Genomic DNA, 21,585 nt, shown 5'->3' with positions numbered 1-21,585 from the left:
GCCATGAGAGATTCCATCAAGGGCCCCCGGCGGGCCTCCTTCAGCCGGCATCTGATGGTCCCCGTGCCCCTGGCGAACGCGGTGGGCGCGATGCTCAGCCTGTACTTCGCGTCGCTCACCCTGGCCGAAGAGCTCGAGGGCGAGCGGCTGGAGTTCTTCGCGCTGGCGGGCGGCCTGCTGTCCGTGCTGGCCATGCTGGTGGGCGCGGTGGGCTCGCTGGGGCGGGTGCGCACGCTGCGCGGGCTGGAGCGCGGGGATTCGCCCTCCACGCCGGAGAAGCTGGCGGCGGCGGTGGGGGAGGTGACGCGGGCACCGGACGAGGCCTTCCTCGGCTCGTTGGGGCTGTGGCTGCTCACCACCATCTCCCTGGGCGCCGTCATGTGGAGCTCGGGCAGGGTGGACGGCGGCGTGGCGCTCCGCATCGCCGGACTGGGGCTGATGTTCGGGCCGCTCACCTCGCTGCTCGTCCACTGCATCGTCATCCTCCGCTCGCGGCGGATCGTCCTCTGGCTGGCGGAGCTGGGCATGACGCACGCGCAGCTCATCGCGGCCATGCCCCGGCGGGGAGAGATTCGCGCGCGGCTGGTGGCCTTCACCTTCATCTGCGTGGTGACGCCCGCGGTGCTGTCCCAGCGGCTCGCCTCCGCGCTGGGCAGGCGCCTGCTGGACCAGCTGATGGCGGAGTCCACTTCCAGCACCCAGCTGCTGCTGGCGGACACGCTGCGCATGGAGGCGCTCACCTCGGGCGGCCTCCTGGTGGTGCTCGTCTTCGGGCTGGCGCTGACCACCGCGTGGCTGGGCGGCACGCTGCTGGGCCGGCCCCTTCGCGAGCTGTCCAGCGAGGCGCGCCGCATCGCCGAGGGCGACCTGGCCAGCCCACGCGTGGTGCCGGCCGAGGACGAAATCTGGGACGTGTCCGCCGCCTTCTCCACCATGCGCGCGCACCTGGCGGACGTCATGTCCCAGCTCCAGCGCGCCGGGGCGCAGATTTCGGCCACCACGGAGGAGATTCTCTCCACCTCCGGGCGCTACGAGGCGGGGGCCACGGAGCAGGCCAGCTCGCTGGACGAGACGAGCGCCACCACGGAGGAGCTGGCGCGCTCGGCGCGGCAGATCGCCGAGAACGCGACGTCGGTGTCGGAGATTGCCCACCGCACGCTGGGCGCGGCGGAGCAGGGGCAGCGCAGCGCGGAGGACTTCCTCGGCTCCATGTCGCGCATGCGCCAGGACAACGGGGCCATCGCCTCGGCGGTGGTGCGCCTCAACAAGCGCGTGCAGCAGATTGGAAAAATCGTCGAGTTCATCAACGGCGTGGCCGACAAGTCGGACCTCTTGGCGCTCAACGCGGAGCTGGAGGGGACGAAGGCGGGCGAGGTGGGCCGGGGCTTCTCGCTGGTGGCCGCGGAGATGCGGCGCCTGGCGGAGAACGTGCTGGAGTCCACCAAGGAAATCGAGGGGCTCATCGAGGAGGTGCGTGAGGCCTCGGCCGCGGCGGTGTCCGCGACGGAGGGCGGCGTGCGCGCGGTGGAGACGGGCACCACGCTGGCCCAGCAGGTGTCCGAGTCGCTGCGGCAGATTGTCGACCTGGCCGGGCAGACGTCGGACTCGGTGCGCAGCATCTCTCTGGCCACGCAGCAGCAGCAGACGGGCACGGACCAGCTCGCGGACACCATGGCGGACATCCTCCGCATCACCCAGCAGAGCCTCAACGCCACCAAGCAGGTGAGCACCGCCAACACGGACCTGCTGGTGCTGGCGAGGGATTTGCGCGGCGTGGTGGAGCGCTTCCAGATTGGCCAGGAGCCGCTCCGGGAGGAGGGCAGTTGAACCCGAGCGACCGCCTGATCAAGCAGTTCCGGGACCTGGTGACGGTGCGGCTGGAGCGCATCAACCGGTCGCTCATGGAGCTGGAGGCAGGCGCCAACCCGGAGGCTGGACGGGGCGTGCTGCGCGAGCTGCACGGCCTCAAGGGCGAGGCCCGGATGATGGGCTTCGACGACATCAACGCGCTCGTCCACGAGATGGAGGAGCTGGTCCGCGCCACCGAGCCCCACCGCTACACGCTCACCCAGGGCTCCGCCGACGCGCTCCTCGTGGCCGCCGACGCGGTGCTGCTGCTGTCCGGGGCGCTCCCCTCGGCGGACCCGCCGCCGGACGTGGGCACGCTCGTCGCGGCGCTCCAGGCGAGCATCCGCGCGGAGAATGAGCGCATCCCCGCCTCGGTGCTCAAGCCCATTCCGGTGACGCCTCCCAAGGCGGAGCCGGCGGGCCCGGGGCGCGGTGAGCCGAGCCGGGTCGAGCCGGGGAGCGCGGCTCGTGGTGAATCGGGAAGCCCCGCTCGTGGGGAGCTGGCGGGTGCGGCGCGCGGCGAATCGTGGGGCGCGACGCGTGGTGGGTTTGAAGGCTCCGCTCGGGGTGGAGCGGGAGGCCCTGCTCATGGAGACGCGGGAGGCTTCGCGCCCAGTGGAGCTGGAGGTCAGGCCCACGGAGACCCGGCGGCCGCGACTCACAGAGAGCCGGGTGTGCGCGGTCCGGCGTCATCGGGAGCCGCCGTACGGGGTGAGCACGGGGCGAGGGGCCAGCCCGCATCCGGCGCGGAGGTGCCGTGGGCGACCGGCCAGGAGCCGGCGCGGGCCGCCGGCGCGGCGTCCTCGCGCGGTGTGTCCCCCTCCAGTGTCGGCGCCCGCCCCCGGACCGTGGTGGTTCGAGGCGACGACGAGCCCCCCGAGGGCTCGGCGCGGACCGCCACCGCCACCGCGGCGGCGGCCATGAGCCGGATGCCGGCCCCGGGCACCGCGACGGCGCGGAGTTCCGGAGGCACCACGGGGCCGGCACGTGGCGCCGAGGCGCGCTCGGACACGGCGGTGCGCATCGGCGTGGCCAGCCTGGACCTGCTGACCAGCGCCGTCACCAACCTCACCCAGGTGGCGCGGCGGCGCGAGCTGGCCAACGCGCGGCGCCTGTCCCTGGCGCGGGAGCTGAGCCAGCTGGCGCGCGAGGCCGAGGACCTGGGCCCCGCCGGAGCGGCGCTGGCCGCGAGGCTGGGCACGGCCAAGGAGCTGGCCGCCGCCCTCCACCGCGAGTCGAAGCTCCTGTCCAACGCGGAGCTGCGCGACCTGGGCATGCTGGTGGAGGAGGTGCAGACGCTGCGCATGCTCCCGCTGTCCGTCCTCTTCGAGCCCTACCCGCGCATGGTGAGGGATTTGTCCCGCGCGCTCGGCAAGGAGGTGGAGCTGGTCGTCGACGGTGAGGACACCCGCGCGGACCGGGCGGTGGTCGAGGCGCTGCGCGAGCCGCTCATGCATCTGGTCCGCAACGCGCTGGACCACGGCCTGGAGACGCGGGTGGACCGGGTGGCGTCGGACAAGAACCCCCGGGGCTGCCTCACGCTGCGCGCCGCGCGCGAGGGCAGCCGCATCATCCTCCGCGTGGAGGACGACGGCATGGGGCTGGACCCGGCCCAGCTCCGCAGGGTGGCCGTGCGCCGGGGCGTCCTGGACGAGAGCGCCGCCAACGCCCTGTCGGACGCCGCGGCCCGCGAGCTCATCTTCCTGCCCGGCTTCACCTCGCGCGAGGTGGTGACCGACCTGTCGGGGCGGGGCGTCGGATTGGACGCGGTGCGTACCTCCATCCAGGCCCTCGGCGGCGACGTGGGGGTGGAGTCCGCGCCCGGCTGGGGCACCATCTTCGAGCTGCGGGTGCCCGTCTCCCTCACCGTGGCGCCGCTGCTCTTCATCCAGGTGGGCGAGGAGACGCTGGCCCTCAGCGCCACCCACGTCTCCCGGGCCCTCAAGGTGGAGACCGCGGACGTGTGCGAGGTGGCAGGGCGCCCCTCGCTGCTGGTGGAGGGCCGCGTGCTCCCGCTCGCCCTGCTGTCCTCGCTGCTGGGCCTGGCCCCGGAGCGCCCCGTGCGTGAGGGCGAGCTGGTGCTGGTGGTGAGGAGCCAGGGCGGGGCCGCCGCGCTGGTGGTGGACCGGGTGCTGGAGGAGCGCGTCCAGGCCATCCTCCCCCTGAAGGGGGTGCTCGGACGCTTCTCCCACCTGACCGGCGCCACCTCCCTGGCGGATGGGCGCCTGGCCATGGTGCTGTCGGCCGCCTACCTCACCGCCAGCGCCCAGGGCACCGCCCCCCTGCGGCTGCCGCGCCTGCCGGCCCCGGAGGTCCCCTCCCGCCGCCGCCGCATCCTGGTGGTGGACGACTCCCCCCTCACCCGGGAGCTCATCTCCAACCTCCTGGAGGCGGTGGGGTACGACACCATCATGGCCGGCGACGGGGCCGAGGCCCTGGACGTCCTGGCCTCCCACCCGGCGGACCTGGTCGTCACGGACCTGGAGATGCCCGGGATGGACGGCCTGGAGCTGACCCGCCGCCTGAAGGGCCACCCCGTCCACTCCCGCCTCCCCGTCGTCATCCTCACCACGCGTGGTGGCGAGGAGGACCGGCGGCGTGGGTTGGCGGCGGGGGCGGACGGCTACATCACCAAGGGAGACCTGGTGCGGCAGGACCTGGTGGACGTGGTGGGGCGCCTGTTGGGCTGACGGGCACCAATCGCAACCTCCTGAGGACAGTCCGCTGCATTGGCTATACTCCCCGCTTCGCGTACGGGGTATGGACAGGGCATGGGCAAGAAAGTGTCGGTGCTGGTGGTCGATGACTCACTCATCTGCCGACAGCTCATCTGCGACGCGCTGAGCAAGGACCCGGACATCGATGTCGTGGGCTCCTGCGCGGACGGCAAGCAGGCCATCGAGATGACGAAGGAGCTGCGTCCGCACGTCATCACCATGGACGTGGACATGCCCGTCATGGACGGGCTGACGGCCACCGAGCACATCATGGCCGAGTGCCCCACGCCCATCCTGGTGCTGACGGCGGACCCGCGCTCCCAGGCGCCGGAGCTGACGTACCGCGCGCTGGAATTGGGGGCGCTCGCGCTTCAAATCAAGCCGGCCATCGACGCCGGGCCGGACGCGTGGAACCTGGTCCGGGAAATCAAGCTGCTGTCCTCGGTGCGCGTCATCCGCCACCTGCGCCGGCCGCAGAAGGGGAACATCACCCCGCCGCGGGTGGCCGCCTCGGTGCTGCCGGCGGTGTCCATGGGCGTGGTGGCGGTGGCGGCCAGCACGGGCGGGCCGCAGGTGCTCTACCGGATGCTCTCGGAGCTGCCGGCGGACTTCCCGGCGCCCATCGTCATCGTCCAGCACATCAACGCGGCCTTCGCCGAGTCGCTGGCGGGCTGGCTGGCCAACACCAGCAAGCTGAAGGTGCGGCTGGCGCAGGACGGCGAGCCGCTGATGCCCGGGCACGTGCTCATCGCCCCGCCGGGGCAGCACCTGGTCATCCCCTTCCGGGGCCGGGTGGGCCTCAAGCCGGGCGTGGAGCGCGACGGGCACATGCCGTCCGGCACAGTGCTGCTGGAGAGCGCGGCGCGCACGTACGGCCGGCGCGCGGTGGGGCTGGTGCTGACGGGCATGGGCGCGGACGGCGCGGACGGGCTGCTGGCCATCAAGCAGGCGGGAGGTCTGGCGCTGGCGCAGAACGAGGAGTCCTGCGTGGTCTTCGGCATGCCGGGCTCGGCGGTGGAGCGCAAGGCGGTGGACCACCTCATCCACGGGGACGACGTCGCGGCCACGCTGTCTCGGCTGGCGCGCGGTGAGCCCCTCGCCGTGGGGCGCTGACCTCGAGTGGGGGCCGCCGGGTCGCAATGGTCGGGCGTGCGTGCCTTCCTCACGGCCCGTACGGGCATGGCGTTGAGCGGCCCCCAGGTGCGCCGGCTGGATGAGCGGCTGGACGCGCGCAGCCGGGGCCTGACGCCGCAGCAGTACCTCAACTACCTCAAGTCCCCCTCCGGTGCCCGGGAGCTGGAGGAGCTCATCAACGCGGTGGTGGTCCACAAGACGGACCTCTTCCGGGACGAGGTGCAGCTCGCGGCGTTCCGCGGCCAGGTGCTCGCGCCGCTGGTGGATGGGGCGCGGCGGCCGCTGCGCCTGTGGAGCGCGGGCTGCGCCACGGGCGAGGAGGTGGCCACGCTGCTGGTGATGCTCGCGGAGCTGGGGGCGGACCCGGGCAGCACGGTGTTGGGCACGGACATCTCCGAGCATGCGCTGAAGCGGGCGCGGGGGCTGGGGTTCTCCCCGGAGCAGGTGCGCCGCGTGCCTCCCGCGACGCGCGAGCGCTACTTCGTCGAGGCGGGCTCGCGCGTCGTGCTGGCGCCGGCGCTGCGGGCGCGGGCCAGCTTCCAGCTCCACAACCTGATGGACACGCCGTACCCCGCGCCCGCGGGCGGGGGTGGGTTCGACGTCATCTTCTGCCGCAACGTGCTCATCTACTTCACGCCGGAGGCATTCCAGCGGACGGTGGAGGTGCTCGCCGCGAGCCTGGCGCCCGGGGGCACGCTGGTGCTGTCCGCTTCCGAGCCGCTGCTCCGGGTGCCTCCGACGCTGCGGGTGCTGAAGGGGGAGCAGGCGTTCTTCTACGTCCGGACGGCGGAGGACGCCGGGCCGTGGGGCGACGCTGCGGCGGGGGAGGGGAGTCGGAGGCGCGACTCGGGCCGGTTCGCCGTGGCGGCTCCGGTCGTCCCCGCACGGGACTCGGGCCGCGTCGCCGTCGTTGGGACAGGGGGGCCCACCGAGCCGCCCGTTGGGACGGGGACGCCCACTCCGGAGTCTCCGGTCACCGCCGCGCGCGATTCGGGCCGCTTCGCTGTCATCGGCGTGGGGATGCCCACCGCCGGGTCTCCTCCAGTGACACCCACGCGCGATTCGGGCCGGGTCTCCGCCATCGGCCCGGGAATGTCCGCTCCGCCCCCGGCCTCCGCCGCGCGCGACTCGGGGCGCTTCGCCACCGTGGGGGCAGGGGGGCCAGGCGCCGAGCCTCCGGCTCCACTCGTACGTGACTCGGGCCGCTTTGCCACTGTTGGCGCAGGAACCCCCACCGCCGCGCCCCCGTCCTCTGCCGTGCGCGACTCGGGCCGCTTCGCCACCGTCGGGACGGGGACACCCCCGGCCGCACCCGCGCGCGACTCGGGCCGTGTCGCCGCCGTTGGCCCGGGGACGCCCGCCGGAGAGCCACCGGCGTCCCCCACCACCGCCGCCACCGAGGCGGACCTGCTCTTCGCGCGCGTGCTGGACGGGGCCTCGTCGGGCACGCCGGACGACACGGCCGAGCGCGACCTGCGCCGCTGCCTCGCGCTCGACCCGGACCACGCCGCCGCGCGCTACCTGCTGGGCCTCCTCCTGGAGCAGGGAGGCCGGCCCGCCGAAGCCGCCGCCGAGTACCGCCGCGCCCTCCAGGTGCTGGAGGCCGGCCGCGCGCGCCCCGTCCCCTTCTTCCTCAACCCCGTCCGGCTCCAGGTCGCCTGCGCCCACGCCGTCGAGCGCCTGGAGGCGGCCGGCCGGAGCCGCTGAAGAAGCAGCCGGCCGGGCATCCTGGCACCCCCCATGCGAGAAGTCCGGACGCCCGGGGGATTTGGCCGTAAGATGCGGGCCCCATGCGAAGGCTCGTCCTGCTCGCCCTGCTGGCACTCCCTGGCTGCTTCTATCCCGCCGACCGTGGTCGCGCCCTCGAGGCGAAGGTCGACCGGCTCGGCGCCGAAACCGCCCAGATGCAATCGCAGCTGAAGGAGGCGCGCGAACAGCTCGCCGCCACGCTGCCCAAGATTGACGAAAAGGTCGCCGAGGTCACCAAGGCCCTCCAGGGCCTGGACACCGCCGCGCGCCGCAAGGACGCCGACATCGGCATCCAGCTCCAGAAGTCCGTCGAGGACCTCGCCCAGCTCCGCGGCCAGGTGGAGACCTACCTCCACAAGATTACCGAGCTGGAGACGGCCCTCGGCGAGCAGGACAAGAAGCTCGTCGCCCTCCAGGGCGCGGAGGCGGTGAAGGAGGCCGAGGCCAAGAAGAAGGCCGAGGAGCTCCAGCGCCCCACCGACAAGAAGGAGTTCCTCGCCCTGGCCCAGGAGAAGGCCAAGGCCGGCGACGTGCTGCTGGCGCGCCAGCTGTACACCGAGTTCCTGAAGAAGTGGGCCAAGGACCCGCTCGTGGGTGACGCCCACTACGGCCTCGGCGAGACGTACTTCAGCGAGTCCCGCTGCCGCGAGGCCCTCTTCGAGTACGGCAAGGTGGTGCAGGAGCACCCGAAGGCGTCCACCGCGCCGGACGCGTACCTGCGCTCCTCGGAGTGCTTCGCGAAGCTGAAGATGAAGGACGAGTCGCGGCTGGCGCTGGAGGAGCTCGTGAAGGGCTACCCGAAGTCCGCCGCGGCGAAGACGGCGAAGGAGCGCCTCGCCGAGCTGGACAAGGCGGCGAAGGCCGCGCCCAAGAAGGGGAAGAAATGAACCTGCGTCCGACGCGGCTCGCCGCGCTCGCGCTGCTGCTCCTGCTGCCCCTGGTGGCGGGCGCGGCGCCGAAGCAGCTCGTGCTGCTCTTCACCGGAGACAATGGGGGCGAAATCGCCCCCTGTGGTTGAAGGCACAACCCGTCTGGCGGTCTGGCCAGACGAAAAGTAGCGATTGAGAAGGAGCGCGCGAAGGGCGTGCCGGTGCTCGTGTTGGATGCGGGCAATGCGCTCTTCAAGAGCCGCGACAGTGGCGAGGCCCCGGACGCGAAGGCGCGCGCGGAGCTGCTGCTGTCGCAGATGGACGCGCAGGGCACCGCGGCCATGGCCGTGGGCGAGCGCGACCTCGTGCTCGGCGTGGACTTCCTCAAGAAGGGCACGAAGAAGGCGAAGATGAAGCTCCTGTCCGCCAACCTCGTGGACGGTGAGGGCAAGCCGTACTTCCCCGCCTCCCTGGTGACGGACGTGGGCGGCGTGAAGGTCGGCGTGGTGGGCGTGTCGCCCGCCACCGAGGCGCCGCGGCCCGCGGGGCCGCCCGTGAAGGGCAAGCCGCAGCCGATGATGCGGGGCCTGCCGGTGCAGCCCGCGGTGGCCGCCGAGGCCCGGCGCCTGCGCGAGCAGGACAAGGTGGACGTCGTCGTCGTGCTGGCGGCGGTGCCCTACGACGAGGCCCTCCGCGTGGCCGCGCAGGCGGAGAACGTGGACTTCGTGGTCCAGTCGCACGAGGGCCGTGGCGTGGGCATCGCCCAGCGCCAGGCCTTCGCCACCGTCGTCCCGCCGGGAGACCGGGGCCGCCAGCTCGCCCGCCTGGAGCTGACCCTCGACGGCCCCGGCCGCTTCGTGGACATCTCCGAGCGGGAGCGCACCCGGCAGAACCTGGGCATCGTCGAGGCCAACCTCGCCAAGGCCCGGGAGAAGCTCGCATCCGCCACGGATGACGCCTCCAAGCAGTCCTACACGCAGGCGGTCTCCAGCCTGGAGGCCCGGCAGGCGGCCTTGAAGAAGGTCCTGGAGGGGGGCGCAACGTCTTCCGGGCGCACGCATCTGTTGTCGTACACGCAGCTCGGGGCGGAGGTGCCGGGGGACCCGGCCGTCCAGAAGCTGGTGGAACGCATCGAGCCTCCTGGCTCGGCGGCCCACTGACCCGAGCTGGTCTTGTGAACCGGCCGGCGCGCCGTTATAAGCGCCGGCCACCCTCAGCGCCGGACCTCCTACCCGTGGGCGGGTAGGGGCAAGGCACACTGGAGAGAGACATGAAGCCCGAAGCTCACCCGGTCTACCCGCCGTCCCGCATCACCTGTGCGTGCGGCAACGTCGTGGAGACGAAGTCCACCCGCGGCTCGTTCTCGGTGGAAATCTGCTCGAACTGCCACCCCTTCTTCACGGGCAAGTACAAGCTCGTGGACACGGCCGGCCGTATCGACCGCTTCCGCAAGAAGTACGCGAACAACCCGGCCAAGGCCGAGGCCGCTCCGGCCGCCGAGGGCGCCGAGGGTGCCGCCGCTGCCCCCGCCGCGAAGCCGGCCGGTGGCAAGAAGGGCAAGAAGGCCGAGGCCTGATTCAGCGCCTCAGGGCCCTCTTCACAGCCTGAAGCAGTAACCCGTCGAGCAGGGTGTCGGAGGGCCTCCACGAGAGGCGCTCCCGCCCTGCTCGCGGCGCTTCTGGCGCCTGGAGCACGCGTCAAGTTTCAGGGTGCTACAGACCAGAAATTAGACGTAGCAGTGAAGTGCCTGCACATTCCGCCGCGTCCACGACGAGTGTCCGACGGAGGCGAGATGTCCGCGCACGCTGCAGCCCCTGCCCTCAAGGTTGTCCGCCGCTCCCTCAGCGAGAGCGTCTACGCGAAAGGGGAGGACTACACGCTGCTGCACGGCGACAGCCTGGAGCTGATGGAGCAGTTCGAGCCCCAGACGTTCGACATGATTTTCGCGGACCCGCCGTACTTCCTCTCCAACGGCGGCACCACCTGCAAGGGTGGCAAGCGCGTGTCCGTGCAGAAGGGCAAGTGGGACGAGTCGCGCGGCGTGGAGGAGGACCACAAGTTCACCACCGCGTGGCTGGCCGCGTGCCAGCGGCTGCTGAAGCCCACCGGCACGCTGTGGGTGAGCGGCACCCAGCACGTCATCTTCAACGTGGGCTTCGCCATGCAGAAGCTCGGGTACAAGCTGCTCAACACCGTCACCTGGTTCAAGCCCAACGCCAGCCCCAACCTGGCGTGCCGCTACTTCACGCACTCCACCGAGCTGCTCATCTGGGCCTCGCCGAAGTCCGGCGGCAAGCTGCAGCACACGTTCAACTACGCCCGCATGAAGGCGGAGAACGGCGGCAAGCAGATGCGTGACGCGTGGGTGCTGCCGCCCTCCGGCGACGCGGAGCTCACCGCGGACGGCGAGGGCCGGCTGTGGACGCTCACCGTCCCGCGCGGCGGCGAGGAGAAGGCCTTCGGCAGCCACCCCACGCAGAAGCCGGTGGCCCTGCTGGAGCGCATCCTCGAGGCCAGCTGCCCCCCGGACGCGCTCGTGCTGGACCCCTTCAACGGCAGCGCCACCACCGGCGTGGCGGCCCTCAAGCTGGGCCACCGCTACGTGGGCATCGACATGGACGAGAAGTACCTCGCCCTGTCCCAGAAGCGCCTGCAGGCCGTGTCGTCGTCCCGGTAGTCCCGCGGGCCCCCCGCGCCCCGCTTCAGGCGCGGGAGAGGATGAGCTCCACGCCCTGCCGGGCAATGGGGTGGTAGCGCTCCGCGTTCTTCTTGAAGAGCGCGCGCGCCAGCCCGCGGTACTCGCGCGACGTGGAGAGCACGCCGTACAGCGGCTTGAGGTACTTCATCCGGCCCACCTCGGAGAGGAAGGACTCGGTGCGCGCCACGGCGGGCTCCCAGCCTCCGCGCAGCGCCGCCACCAGCCAGGACACCAGCACCTCCGAGTTGCGGCTCTTCGTGAGGCTGAAGTGCTCGTCCAGCATCCGGAAGGTGTCCCGCAGCGTGTCCGACGGCAGCCACTCCAGGTAGAGCTGCCACTCGGTGGGCGTCCAGTCCTTCACCATGTCCGCGGTGGGCACCACGCCGCGCACGCGCACCAGCGCCTCCAGCCGCGCCGAGCGCGGTGAGGGCGCTCCCGGCGGCACGCCCGGCTTGTTCAGGTACGCGTCCGCGTCCACCTTCGCCAGCACCCCCGGCAACTCCCGGTCCGCGAAGGCGACGAACTCCTCGGTGGTGAGCGCGCGGAAGCGGTACGTGGCGAGGTAGCGGCGGAGGAACTCGTCGAAGGCGGGGCGCCCCGCGGCGTCCTCCATGGCGCGCAGGAGCAGGTAGCCCTTCTCGTACGGAATCTGCGAGAAGGCCTCGTCCGGGTCCACGCCCGCCAGATGCGTGCGCAGGGCCGTGAGGTTGGGGTGCGCGCGGAAGTGGTGCAGCGCCTCCTCCAGCGAGCGCCGCCCCAGCGCCGCGTGCAGCGCCGAGACTTCCGGCCCCGCCAGCGCCTCCAGGATGCGGCGCTCGGCGAAGACGGTGAAGCCCTCGTTGAGCCAGAAGTGCTCCGCGGACGCGTTCGTCACCAGGTTCCCCGTCCACGAGTGCGCCAGCTCGTGCGCCACCACGTTGACGAGGCTCTTGTCCCCCGCGATGAGCGTGGGCGTGAGGAAGGTGAGGCGCGGGTTCTCCATGCCGCCGTACGGGAAGGAGGGCGGCATGGTGAGCAAATCGAAGCGCTCCCAGTCGTACGGCCCGAAGAGCGCCTCCGCGGCGCGCAGCATGTCGTCCACGCCGGAGAACTCGTCCGCCGCCTCCTCCAGGAGCTCCGGCTCCGCCCACACGCGCGAGCGCGGGCCCAGCTCCTTCGGCGCGAGGCTGCCCACCGCGAAGGCCAGCAGGTACGGAGGCACCGGCTGCGGCATCTCGTAGTGCTCCTCCGCCTCCACGCCCAGCTCCTCGCGGCGCACGAAGCTGGCCGCCATCACCGCCTTCAGCGCCTTGGGCACCCGCAGCGACGCCCGGTAGCGGATGCGGATGCGCGGCGTGTCCTGCAGCGGCACCACGCTGCGCGCGTGGATGGCCTGGCACTGGCTGTACAGGAAGGGGTGCTGCCCCCCGGCCGTCTGCGAGGGTGTCAGCCACTGGAGGGCGCTCGCCCCCGGTGACGTCCGGTAGCGCACGGTCAGCTGCTTCAGCCCGGGCGGCAGCTCCACCCGCAGCCGGCTGCCCAGAATCGGCTCCGGTGGCGACAGCATGTAGGGCAAGGGGCGACCCCGCGGGTCCACAACCCCGCGAATCTCCAAATCCCGCGTGTCCAAATCCAGCGGACCGGCGGAGGCCTCCTTCAGCGTGAGCGTGGCCTCCGCGTGCAGGCGCTGCGTCCGGAAATCGACGCGGGCCTTCCAGTCCAGGGTTTCCGTCTCGGGCTGCGTGCTGTCGTTGTACGAGTGTGGGTCGAGGCGCGCCATGGGGGTCCGGTTTGTAGTCGGTGTCACGACCCCATGGCGAGTCATACGGCCATCTGATTCGATTGACTTTCGAGTCAATCGCCTACATTTGTGCAGTCCTCTCCTTCCCACATAGGGAGCCTTTCAAGATGACGACGCGGATCCGCAAAGTGGCTGTGCTGGGCGCCGGAGTCATGGGCAGCGGCATCGCCGCGCACCTGGCCAACTCGGGCGTGCGCGCGCTCCTCCTGGACATCGTTCCCCCCAAGGCGAACCCCGGCGAGGACACCTCGTCCAAGGCCTTCCGCAACAAGTTCGCCGCGGGCGCGCTGGCCAACATGCGCAAGCAGAAGCCCAGCCCCATCGTCTCCGAGCAGGTCTTCGCCAACATCGAGGTGGGCAACTTCGATGACGACCTGGCCCGCATCGAGGAGTGCGACTGGGTGGTGGAGGTGGTGAAGGAGGACCTCGCCGTCAAGCAGGCCCTCTTCGCGCGCGTCGAGAAGCACATCCGCCCGGGCACCATCGTCTCCTCCAACACCTCCGGCATGTCGATTGTGGGCATGACCGAGGGCCGCGGCGCGGACTTCAAGAAGAACTTCCTCGTCACGCACTTCTTCAACCCGGTCCGCTACATGAAGCTCCTGGAGCTGGTGGCCGGCAAGGAGACCTCCCCCGAGGTGCTGAAGACGCTGCACCGCTTTGGCGAGGAGGTGCTCGGCAAGGGCATCGTCTACGGCAAGGACACCACCAACTTCATCGCCAACCGCATCGGCACGTACGGGATGATGAAGACCATCGCCGGCATGGGCGCGGCGGAGCTGACGATTGAAGAGGTGGACAAGGTCTTCGGTCCGCCGCTCGGCCGTCCCAAGTCCGCCGTGTTCCGCACCACGGACATCGTCGGCCTGGACACCTTCGTCCACGTGGCGAAGAACTGTTACGACACGCTCACCCAGGACGAGGAGCGTGAGGCGTTCCGCATGCCCGACTTCATCCACGAGATGGTGAAGAAGGGGATGCTGGGCGACAAGAGCGGCGGCGGCTTCTACAAGAAGGTCGGCAAGGACATCCAGGTCCTCGACCTGAGCACCCTGCAGTACCGCGCCCAGAACAAGGTGCGCTTCGAGTCGCTGGGCGCCGCGAAGGAAGTCGAGGACGTGCGCGAGCGCGTCGCCGTGGTGCTCAACGGCCAGGACAAGGCCGCGAAGTTCGCCGAGCGCATCTCGCTGGACGTCATGGCCTACACCAGCCGGCGCATCCCGGAGATCGCCGACGACGTGGTCAACGTGGACCGCGCCATGCGCTGGGGCTACGCGTGGGACCTCGGGCCCTTCCAGGCGTGGGACGCCTACGGCGTGAAGAAGGGCGTGGAGCGGATGAAGGAGCTGGGCCTGAAGCCGGCCGCGTGGGTGGAGGAGATGCTGGCCGCCGGCCGCACGTCCTTCTACGGCGTGGAGAACGGCAAGGACACCTACTGGGACATCCCCTCGAAGTCCGCGAAGGTCGTGCAGGAGAACGCGCGCACCCAGCGCGTGGAGTACCTCAAGCGCGGCGACAAGAAGATCGACGGCAACGACTCCGCGAGCCTGTGGGACATGGGCGACGGCGTCACGCTGCTCGAGTTCCACAGCAAGATGAACTCGCTCGATGACCAGATCATCGAGATGATGGGCAAGGCGCTGGACGAGACGGAGAAGAACTTCAAGGGCCTGGTCATCGGCAACGACGGGGCGAACTTCTCCGCGGGCGCCAACATCGTGGCGCTGCTGTGGGCGGCCAAGAGCGGCGAGTTCGAGGGCATCCGCCAGCAGGTGCGCACGCTCCAGTCCACGCTCCAGCGCATGCGCTACAGCCCGGTGCCGGTGGTGACGGCGCCCTTCAACCTCACCCTGGGCGGCGGCGCCGAGGTGACGATGAGCGGCAACGCCGTCCAGGCCAACTCCGAGCTGTACATGGGCCTGGTGGAAGTGGGCGTGGGCCTCATCCCGGGCGGCGGCGGCAACCTGCAGCTGCTGCGCAACGTGTTCGGGCCCTTCGCGGCGGACAAGGACTTCGACGCGATGGCTTTCCTCAAGAAGGTCTTCCTCAACATCGGCATGGCGAAGGTGTCCACCAGCGCCGAGGAGGCCCGCGAGGCCGGCTTCCTGTCGCTGCAGGACGGCATCACCTCCAACCGCGACTTCCTCCTGTCGGACGCGAAGGCGCGCGTGCTGGGCATGGCCAACGCGGGCTTCAAGCCGCCGCGTCCCACGCGCTTCCGTCTGCCGGGGCCCAGCGCCGCGGCCACGTTCGACATGATGCTCTACGACATGGAGCTCAACGGACAGGTGAGCGCCCACGACCGCAAGATTGCCCAGAAGCTCGTGCGCGTGCTGACCGGCGGCGACACCAGCCCGTCCGTCCTCGTCACCGAGGAGCGGCTGCTGGAGCTGGAGGCGGAGGCCTTCCTGAGCCTGTGCGGCGAGGAGAAGACCCAGGATCGCCTGCAGCACATGATCGAGAAGGGCAAGCCGCTGCGGAACTGACGGCCGGCCGGTATCCATTGACCACTGAATCGAATTTCGCTGACTGCCCGGGTGCTCCCCGGGCGAGGAGATATCCAAGATGCCTGGTCGAGTCGTGATTGCCAGCGCCGTGCGCACGCCCTTCACCCGCGCGCACAAGGGAGAGTTCAAGGACACGCGGCCCGAGACGCTGGCCGCCGTGGCCATCAAGGAGGCCGTGGCGCAGGTGCCGGGCCTGAAGCCGGAGCAGGTGGAAGACGTCATCCTCGGCTGTGCCATGCCGGAGGCGGAGCAGGGCATGAACGTCGCCCGTCAGGCCGCCCTGCTGGCGGGCCTGCCGGTGACGACGGCGGCGATGACCATCAACCGCTTCTGCTCGTCCGGTTCGCAGTCGATTGCCCAGATTGCCCAGGCCATCCAGACGGGCACGATCGAGGTCGGCATCGGCGGCGGCACGGAGTCGATGACGATGGTGCCCATGGGCGGCAACAAGCCCAGCGCGCACCCGGAAATCATGGCGAAGCTGCCGGAGGTCTACACCTCCATGGGCGCCACGGCGGAGAACATCGCCTCGCGCTACAGCGTCAGCCGTGAGGACGCGGACAAGTTCGCCTACGAGAGCCAGCGCAAGGCGGCCACCGCGCGCGAGACGGGCAAGTTCCAGGAGGAGATCGTCCCCGTCACCACGACGTACTACGAGGAGGACGGTACGGCGAAGACGGTGACGGTGACGGTGGACACCATCCTCCGTCCGGACACCACGCTGGAGGGCCTGGCGAAGCTGCGGCCGGCGTTCAACCAGAAGGGCGTGGTGACGGCGGGTAACGCGTCGCCGCTGACGGACGGCGCGGCGGCGGCGGTGCTGATGAGCGAGGAGAAGGCGAAGCAGCTCGGCGTGAAGCCGCTGGGCTACTTCATCGACTCCGCGGTGGTGGGCGTGCCCCCCGAGGTCATGGGCATCGGCCCGGTGCCCGCGGTGCGCAAGCTGCTGGCGAAGCACAAGCTCGAGGTGAAGGACATCGACGTCTTCGAGCTGAACGAGGCCTTCGGCGCGCAGGCGCTGCACTGCATCCGCGAGCTGGGCATCCCCCTGGACAAGGCGAACCCGAACGGCGGCGCCATCGCCCTGGGTCACCCGCTGGGCGTGTCCGGCGCGCGCATGGTGGCCACGATTCTGCGCGAGCTGAAGCGCCGCAACGGCCGCTACGGCGTCGTCACCATGTGCATCGGCGGCGGCATGGGCTTCGCGTGCCTCATCGAGGCGGCGAAGTAGCCAGCGGTGACACCGTGAAGTGACAGCGGGCCCCGGGGAGACTTCCCGGGGCCCGTTTCATTTGGGGCGGCGCTCAGTAGTTGTAGGCCACCGTCCCGGAGCAGGCCTTGTGCGCGAAGCACCCGGCGCGCAGGGTGTACGTCCCCGTCGCCGGGATGACGATGGAGAAGTTGGACAGGAATCCGCACGGGCCCTCCGCGTCGTCATTGCTGGCGACTTCCTGCCCGGCCGCGTTGAACAGACGCAGGTACGTATCGCCCTTGTTGCCCGAAGCGCCATGCAGCCCACAGGTGCCCGCGGTGAAGAGCTGGCCCGCGACCAGGCTGAGCTGACGGTTCGCGGTGTTGGTGGTGGCGTCGGCGGTGCTCTGGACGGCGAAGGGGAAGCTGCCACGGTTGGTCGTGGACTCCGCCGGGCGCTCGCAGATGAAAGGGAATGGCGTGTCGCAGTTGTCGTCGTTCCACTGCTCGCTGGCGATGGTCGTGGAGTAGTGGAAGCGGTCGGTCACGCAGTGTTCGATGCCATTGGCATTGCTGGGCTCGCCGGGATGCCAGTTGAAGTACGAGGCAGGCTCCCCCTGGGGCCCCTTGAAACTCCCCTCGGAGCCCAGGTCGTTGAGGGCCGTCCACACGTTCTTCATGCCCCGCGCCTTCTCCTGGACCTCCAGGAAGTCCTCCTCGTTGCGATCGTTGATGGTGACCAGGTCGTAGCCCAGCATCTGGCAGTGCGTGCGCGCCACGTGCCACGTCTTGGGAGTGGTGACGAAGAGGTAGTCACTGCCGCCGTAGCTGACGGCCTGCTCGGTGGTGCCGAGCTGGGACTCCGTTCCGACCCCGGCCTCCAACGACTGCCCGTCGCAGCCCACGAGAGGGGCACCGGTCAGGGCGAGGAGGCTCATCAGGGAGAGGGACTTCTTCAAGGACGACTGCGTCATGGGGTGTGTTCCGGAGTTCGACGCGCCGTGGATCGGCGCCGTCGATGGGACACACCGTACCGATGCGCGCGGCGCGGCTCTGTGCACCGGCTCACACCAAACCCGTGAAGCCGCTCACTCCGTTACCCTGCCGCCGCCTCGGGGTCATCCACCGGCACTCCGGCCAGCCGCAGCACGCGCAAGGCATTCGTCGTATCCACCACGCCCTGGCGCAGCTTGTAATCGAACACCATCTTCCCGTCCTCCAGGTGGTCCCGGAAGTGGACGTTGACCACATGCGCACCGGGCTCGTCCGCGAGCACCGCGAGCGACAGGTCGTGCGTCGTCACCGCGCCACACGCTCCCGTACCCAGCAACAGCCGCAGCACCTCGCGCGAGGCAATCTGCCGCTCGCGCGTGTTCGTCCCCAGCAGGATTTCGTCGAGCAGGAACAGCGCCTGTCCCTTCGCCGCCTGGGCCGCATCCAGCACCGCCTTGATGCGCTGCACCTCCGCGTAGAAGTACGACACCCCGCGCTCCAGCGAGTCCTTCACCCGCATGCTCGTGAGCACCTGCATCGGCGACAGCCGGAAGCTCCGCGCGCACACCGGCGCTCCCGCCAGCGCCAGCACCACGTTGCAGCCCAGCGCCCGCATCAGCGTCGTCTTGCCGCTCATGTTGGACCCGGTGATGAGCAGCGCATGCTTCGGCCCGGGCAGTGACACGTCGTTGGGCACCGGCGCGTCCAGCAGCGGATGCCCCAGCACCGTCGCCTCCACGCGCGGGCCCTGCGCCTCCAGCTCCGGCCACGCGAACTCCGGCCGGTCATGCGCCAGCCCCGCCACGCACGACAGCGCCTCTAGCTCCGCGAGCGCCTCGAACCAGCGCCGCGCATCCTTCCCGTGCGCCTCGCGCCAGCGCTCCAGCGCGAACAGCGCGTGGATGTCCCACAGCGTGAGCCAGTGCACGATGGGGTGGAACTGGTGCCGCTTGAACTCGATGAAGGAGAACAGCCGGCTGAAGCGCGCGAAGTGCGCCGACACGGGCTTCTCGCCCGGCCGCTGCAGCCCGGACTGGAGCTGCCGCAGCAGCGGGTGCTCGAACTTCTGGCTCTCCACGCGCTCGAAGAGGGGCGCATAGCGCACGAAGCCGCGCTCGCCCGCCTCCACGCCCCGGTCCATCGCCTGCAACGTGCGCCGGGTGATGACGGCCACCGCGAGCTGCGCCGCGAGCCCCGCCCAGACCGACCCGTCCGGGAGCACGCCCGTCTCTTCCAGGATGTACACCGCCAGCGTCACCAGCGGCAGCACCACCGCCACCGGCCGCGCCCAGCGGATGGCGTTCAGCGACGGCCCCGCCTCCGCCCACTGGATGAACAGCGCCGGGTCCGCCTTCTCCCGGGCCACCACCCGCGCGTCCACGCAGAGGTCCTGCCGGAAGTCCACGCGCGGGGCCAGCTCGCGCGCCGCGCCCTGCCGAGCCTCCACCTCCGCCGCGCTCGCCGGCGCGGACAGCCACGCCGCCAGCCGCTCCTCGCCCGCGCGCGTGGCCGTCTCGTTCATGAGCTGGAAGAGGCTGCCCTGGCCGAATACGTCCAGGTCCGGGGTGTACAGGTGGCTTCCGTTGAGGAAGCGCTCCCCCCGTTCGGTGAACTCGTGCCAGCCGCGCCCGAGCCGGGCGAGCCCGCGGTCATTGAGCAGGATGTACAGCTTCGCCCGGGCCTCCCGGAGGAAGACCTGGTGGTGCAGGACGGCGAGCAGCCCGTACACCCCCATCACCGCCGCCGCGCCCCACCACCACACCTTCGGCAGCCGTCCCACGAAGGTGAAGCCCGCGATGCCCAGCGCGGCCAGGAAGGCCAGGGTGCGCAGGTTGGCGTAGCGGGCGCTCACACGGTCCAGCGCGGACAGGTCCGCTTGCGCGGCGGCGCGGCGTTCGGTGTACGTGCGGTGGGGGGAGGGGCTCTCGGAAGGGGCGGACACGATGGCCGTCCATGCTGTGCGCGCACGGCGCCCAGGGCAAGCGGCACCTTCAGCCCCGTGACACGGAAAGGACGAAGCCCGTCAGCCCCACAGCTCCCGAGGGGGCCAGTACATCGTGCTCCCCTCGAAGCGGATGCCGGGCTCCCGGTCCTTCGCGAGCAGCAACGGCCCGTCCAGGTCCACCACCGCCGCCTCCTCGGCCACCAGCATCGCGGGCGCCATGGCCAGCGAGGTGGCCACCATGCAGCCCACCATCAGCTGGAGCCCCTCCGCCCGCGCCGCTCCGGCCAGGGCCAGCGCCTCCGTCAGCCCCCCCGTCTTGTCCAGTTTGATGTTGATGGCGTCGTACCGCCCCAGCAGCGTCCCCAGCCCGTGGCGGTCATGCGCGGACTCGTCGGCGCACACCGGCACGGCCCGCCGCATCCCCCGCAGCGCCTCGTCATTGCCGGCCGGAAGGGGCTGCTCCACCATCACCACGCCCAGCTCCGCGCAGGTGTCGAGCAGGGCGGGCAGCTCCTCCGGCTTCCACCCCTCGTTGGCGTCCACGATGAGGCGGCTGGCCGGAGCCCCCGCGCGGATGGCGCGCAGCCGCTCGATGTCCTCCATGCCGCGTCCCAGCTTCACCTTGAGCAGCGGCCGGTGCGCGGCCTTCTCGGCGGCCTGCCGCATCGCCTCGGTCGTGTCGAGGCTCAGCGTGTACGCGGTGACGAGCGGCTTCGGCTCGGACATCCCCAGCAGCTTCCACACGGGCTGGCCGCTTCGCTTCGCCTCCAGGTCCCACAGCGCGCAGTCCAGCGCGTTGCGAGCCGCCTTCGGCGCGAGCACCTCCGCCACGCCATCACGTCCCAGCCCGGCCTCGATTCGCGGGCGCGCGGCCTCCAGCGCGGCGATGACGCCCTCCAGCGTCTCGCCATAGCGCGCGTAGGGGACGCACTCACCGTGCCCCTTCGCGCCGTCCTCCTCCAGCGTGACGACCACGACCTCGGCGGACGTCTTCGAGCCCCGGGAGATGGTGAACTTCCCCGCGATGGGCCAGCTCTCGTGTTTGACGGTGAGCTTGCGCATGGACCCTCACCCGCCCGCGGGGAAGCGGCGCATCAGCTCGTCGACCAGCGGGCCGACGCCGGTGCGGATGGGGTCCACGCAGGGCAGTCCGTGCTCTCGGCCGGTGCGCTCCAGCAGCGCGAGGGCTTCCTTTTCGTCCAGGTGCTCGGTGTTGATGGCGAGGCCCGTGCACTGGATGCGCGGGTTGGTGAGCTGGCCCTCCAGAATCGTGCGGTCGATGACGGCCTGGATGGAGGGGAGGGGATGCTGCACGCCGCGCATCTTCGTGCGCGTGGGCTCGTGGCAGACGATGAAGGCATCCGGCTGCGCGCCGTGGAGCAGCCCCAGGGTGACGCCCGCGAAGGACGGGTGGAAGAGCGAGCCCTGGCCCTCCACGAGGTCCCAGTGGTCCGCGTCGTTGGCGGGGGTGAGCCACTCGGCGGCACCGGCGACGAAGTCCGACACCACGGCGTCGATGGCCACGCCGCGCCCGGAGATGAAGATGCCCGTCTGGCCGGTGGCGCGGAAGTCCGCCTTGAGGCCCCGCGCGCGCATCTCCTTCTCCAGCGCGAGCACCGTGTACTTCTTGCCCACCGAGCAGTCCGTGCCCACCGTCAACAGCCGCAGGCCCGGGCGCTTCGTGCCCTTGCCCGTGGCGAAGTCCATGCTCGGGAGGCGCACGTCGTGCAGCTTGCGGCCGTTGCGCGCGGCGGCCTCGGCGATGGCGGGGAAGGACGACAGCCGCTTGTGCAGGCCGGTGGCCACGTCCATCCCCGCGTCGAGCGCCTCCACCAGCTTCCCAATCCAGTGCTCCGGCAGCACGCCGCCCGCGTTGGCCACGCCCACGATGAGCGTCCTGGCGCCCTTCGCCTTCGCCTGCGCGATGTCCAGGTCCGGCAGCCCGCAGTCGGCCTTGCAGCCCGGCAGCCGCAGCTGCCCGACGCACCAGTCGGGCCGCCAGTCGACGATGCCGTGCGCCGTCTTCGCGGCGAGCTGGTCGGGAACGTCACCCAGGAACAGCAGGTAGGGCTTCTCGATCTCCACCGTGACCTCCGCGCCCCCATGCCCGGGGCCTGTGGGGCGGGCTTTTCAGCACGCTCCTGGAATCCGGGC

15 protein-coding genes and 1 pseudogene are annotated in these 21,585 nt (G+C 71.0%); 11 read left to right on the top strand and 5 right to left on the bottom strand.

What is annotated here, in order from left to right:
- Window positions 1–3: 3 nt before the first annotated feature.
- The 9 genes and pseudogenes from HG543_RS04565 (at window position 4) to HG543_RS04525 (ending at window position 10,994) form a co-directional block, all read left to right on the top strand.
- The gene (locus tag HG543_RS04565) at window positions 4–1,827 is read left to right on the top strand and encodes a methyl-accepting chemotaxis protein (protein ID WP_169343412.1); all 1,824 of its coding nucleotides are present in this window, start codon (window positions 4–6) and stop codon (window positions 1,825–1,827) included.
- Complete coding sequence (locus HG543_RS04560) at window positions 1,824–4,538, top strand: response regulator (RefSeq protein ID WP_169343411.1); 2,715 nt, start codon at window positions 1,824–1,826, stop codon at window positions 4,536–4,538. Before HG543_RS04565 ends, HG543_RS04560 begins: the two co-directional genes overlap by 4 nt.
- 81 nt (window positions 4,539–4,619) lie before the next feature.
- Entirely contained in the window at window positions 4,620–5,678 is a 1,059-nt protein-coding gene (cheB, locus tag HG543_RS04555; RefSeq protein WP_169343410.1) for a chemotaxis-specific protein-glutamate methyltransferase CheB, read from the top strand.
- Between the two features lie 36 nt (window positions 5,679–5,714).
- A complete protein-coding gene (locus HG543_RS54965; protein WP_343073272.1) occupies window positions 5,715–7,406 on the top strand; it encodes a CheR family methyltransferase in 1,692 nt (563 codons plus the stop codon).
- 83 nt (window positions 7,407–7,489) lie between these two features.
- Window positions 7,490–8,335, top strand: coding sequence for a tetratricopeptide repeat protein (locus HG543_RS04540; RefSeq protein ID WP_169343409.1), 846 nt, complete (start codon window positions 7,490–7,492; stop codon window positions 8,333–8,335).
- Window positions 8,332–8,466: a hypothetical protein gene (locus HG543_RS56165; protein ID WP_255662841.1), complete on the top strand. Its 135-nt coding sequence runs from the start codon at window positions 8,332–8,334 to the stop codon at window positions 8,464–8,466. Before HG543_RS04540 ends, HG543_RS56165 begins: the two co-directional genes overlap by 4 nt.
- Before the next feature lie 72 nt (window positions 8,467–8,538).
- Window positions 8,539–9,477 carry a metallophosphoesterase family protein gene (locus HG543_RS04535; RefSeq protein ID WP_169343446.1) on the top strand — a complete coding sequence of 313 codons (939 nt, stop codon included), beginning with the start codon at window positions 8,539–8,541 and terminating at the stop codon, window positions 9,475–9,477.
- A gap of 110 nt (window positions 9,478–9,587) precedes the next feature.
- A pseudogene (gene rpmE, locus HG543_RS04530) lies at window positions 9,588–9,806 on the top strand (50S ribosomal protein L31); the annotation flags it as partial.
- Window positions 9,807–10,109: 303 nt separating this feature from the next.
- On the top strand, window positions 10,110–10,994 hold the full coding sequence (locus HG543_RS04525; protein ID WP_169343407.1) for a DNA-methyltransferase: 885 nt from the start codon (window positions 10,110–10,112) through the stop codon (window positions 10,992–10,994).
- A gap of 25 nt (window positions 10,995–11,019) precedes the next feature.
- On the opposite strand, the gene HG543_RS04520 is transcribed toward HG543_RS04525, so the two are convergent.
- Window positions 11,020–12,774 carry a M1 family metallopeptidase gene (locus tag HG543_RS04520; protein WP_169343406.1) on the bottom strand — a complete coding sequence of 585 codons (1,755 nt, stop codon included), beginning with the start codon at window positions 12,772–12,774 and terminating at the stop codon, window positions 11,020–11,022.
- A 128-nt stretch (window positions 12,775–12,902) separates the two neighbouring features.
- Between HG543_RS04520 and HG543_RS04515 the strand changes: the two genes are divergently transcribed.
- Entirely contained in the window at window positions 12,903–15,281 is a 2,379-nt protein-coding gene (locus HG543_RS04515; RefSeq protein ID WP_169343405.1) for a 3-hydroxyacyl-CoA dehydrogenase/enoyl-CoA hydratase family protein, read from the top strand.
- 79 nt (window positions 15,282–15,360) lie between these two features.
- A complete protein-coding gene (locus HG543_RS04510; protein WP_169343404.1) occupies window positions 15,361–16,533 on the top strand; it encodes a thiolase family protein in 1,173 nt (390 codons plus the stop codon).
- A gap of 73 nt (window positions 16,534–16,606) precedes the next feature.
- Here HG543_RS04510 and HG543_RS04505 read toward each other — a convergent pair whose 3' ends face one another.
- The 4 genes from HG543_RS04505 to dgcN all read right to left on the bottom strand — a co-directional run bounded on the left by HG543_RS04505 (window position 16,607) and on the right by dgcN (window position 21,516).
- Window positions 16,607–17,467 carry a C-type lectin domain-containing protein gene (locus HG543_RS04505; RefSeq protein ID WP_169343403.1) on the bottom strand — a complete coding sequence of 287 codons (861 nt, stop codon included), beginning with the start codon at window positions 17,465–17,467 and terminating at the stop codon, window positions 16,607–16,609.
- Window positions 17,468–17,589: 122 nt separating this feature from the next.
- On the bottom strand, window positions 17,590–19,428 hold the full coding sequence (locus tag HG543_RS04500) for a MutS-related protein (RefSeq protein WP_169343402.1): 1,839 nt from the start codon (window positions 19,426–19,428) through the stop codon (window positions 17,590–17,592).
- A gap of 81 nt (window positions 19,429–19,509) precedes the next feature.
- Window positions 19,510–20,493 carry an N-acetyl-D-Glu racemase DgcA gene (gene dgcA / locus HG543_RS04495; protein ID WP_169343401.1) on the bottom strand — a complete coding sequence of 328 codons (984 nt, stop codon included), beginning with the start codon at window positions 20,491–20,493 and terminating at the stop codon, window positions 19,510–19,512.
- A 6-nt stretch (window positions 20,494–20,499) separates the two neighbouring features.
- Window positions 20,500–21,516: an N-acetyltransferase DgcN gene (gene dgcN, locus HG543_RS04490; RefSeq protein ID WP_169343400.1), complete on the bottom strand. Its 1,017-nt coding sequence runs from the start codon at window positions 21,514–21,516 to the stop codon at window positions 20,500–20,502.
- Window positions 21,517–21,585: the final 69 nt, after the last annotated feature.

It is taken from the genome of Pyxidicoccus fallax, assembly GCF_012933655.1.
Taxonomy (GTDB): Bacteria; Myxococcota; Myxococcia; order Myxococcales; family Myxococcaceae; genus Myxococcus; species Myxococcus fallax.
The sequence above is the reverse complement of the archived record's forward strand: the minus strand, read 5'-3'. Positions and strand labels throughout refer to the sequence as shown.

Coding starts and splice junctions, on each gene's coding strand:
- HG543_RS04565 (WP_169343412.1), top strand. CDS start 4: ATGAGAGATTCCATCAAGGGCCCCCGGCGGGCCTCCTTCAGCCGGCAT.
- cheB (WP_169343410.1), top strand. CDS start 4,620: ATGGGCAAGAAAGTGTCGGTGCTGGTGGTCGATGACTCACTCATCTGC.
- HG543_RS04540 (WP_169343409.1), top strand. CDS start 7,490: ATGCGAAGGCTCGTCCTGCTCGCCCTGCTGGCACTCCCTGGCTGCTTC.
- HG543_RS56165 (WP_255662841.1), top strand. CDS start 8,332: ATGAACCTGCGTCCGACGCGGCTCGCCGCGCTCGCGCTGCTGCTCCTG.
- HG543_RS04525 (WP_169343407.1), top strand. CDS start 10,110: ATGTCCGCGCACGCTGCAGCCCCTGCCCTCAAGGTTGTCCGCCGCTCC.
- HG543_RS04520 (WP_169343406.1), bottom strand. CDS start 12,774: ATGGCGCGCCTCGACCCACACTCGTACAACGACAGCACGCAGCCCGAG.
- HG543_RS04515 (WP_169343405.1), top strand. CDS start 12,903: ATGACGACGCGGATCCGCAAAGTGGCTGTGCTGGGCGCCGGAGTCATG.
- HG543_RS04510 (WP_169343404.1), top strand. CDS start 15,361: ATGCCTGGTCGAGTCGTGATTGCCAGCGCCGTGCGCACGCCCTTCACC.
- HG543_RS04505 (WP_169343403.1), bottom strand. CDS start 17,467: ATGACGCAGTCGTCCTTGAAGAAGTCCCTCTCCCTGATGAGCCTCCTC.
- dgcA (WP_169343401.1), bottom strand. CDS start 20,493: ATGCGCAAGCTCACCGTCAAACACGAGAGCTGGCCCATCGCGGGGAAG.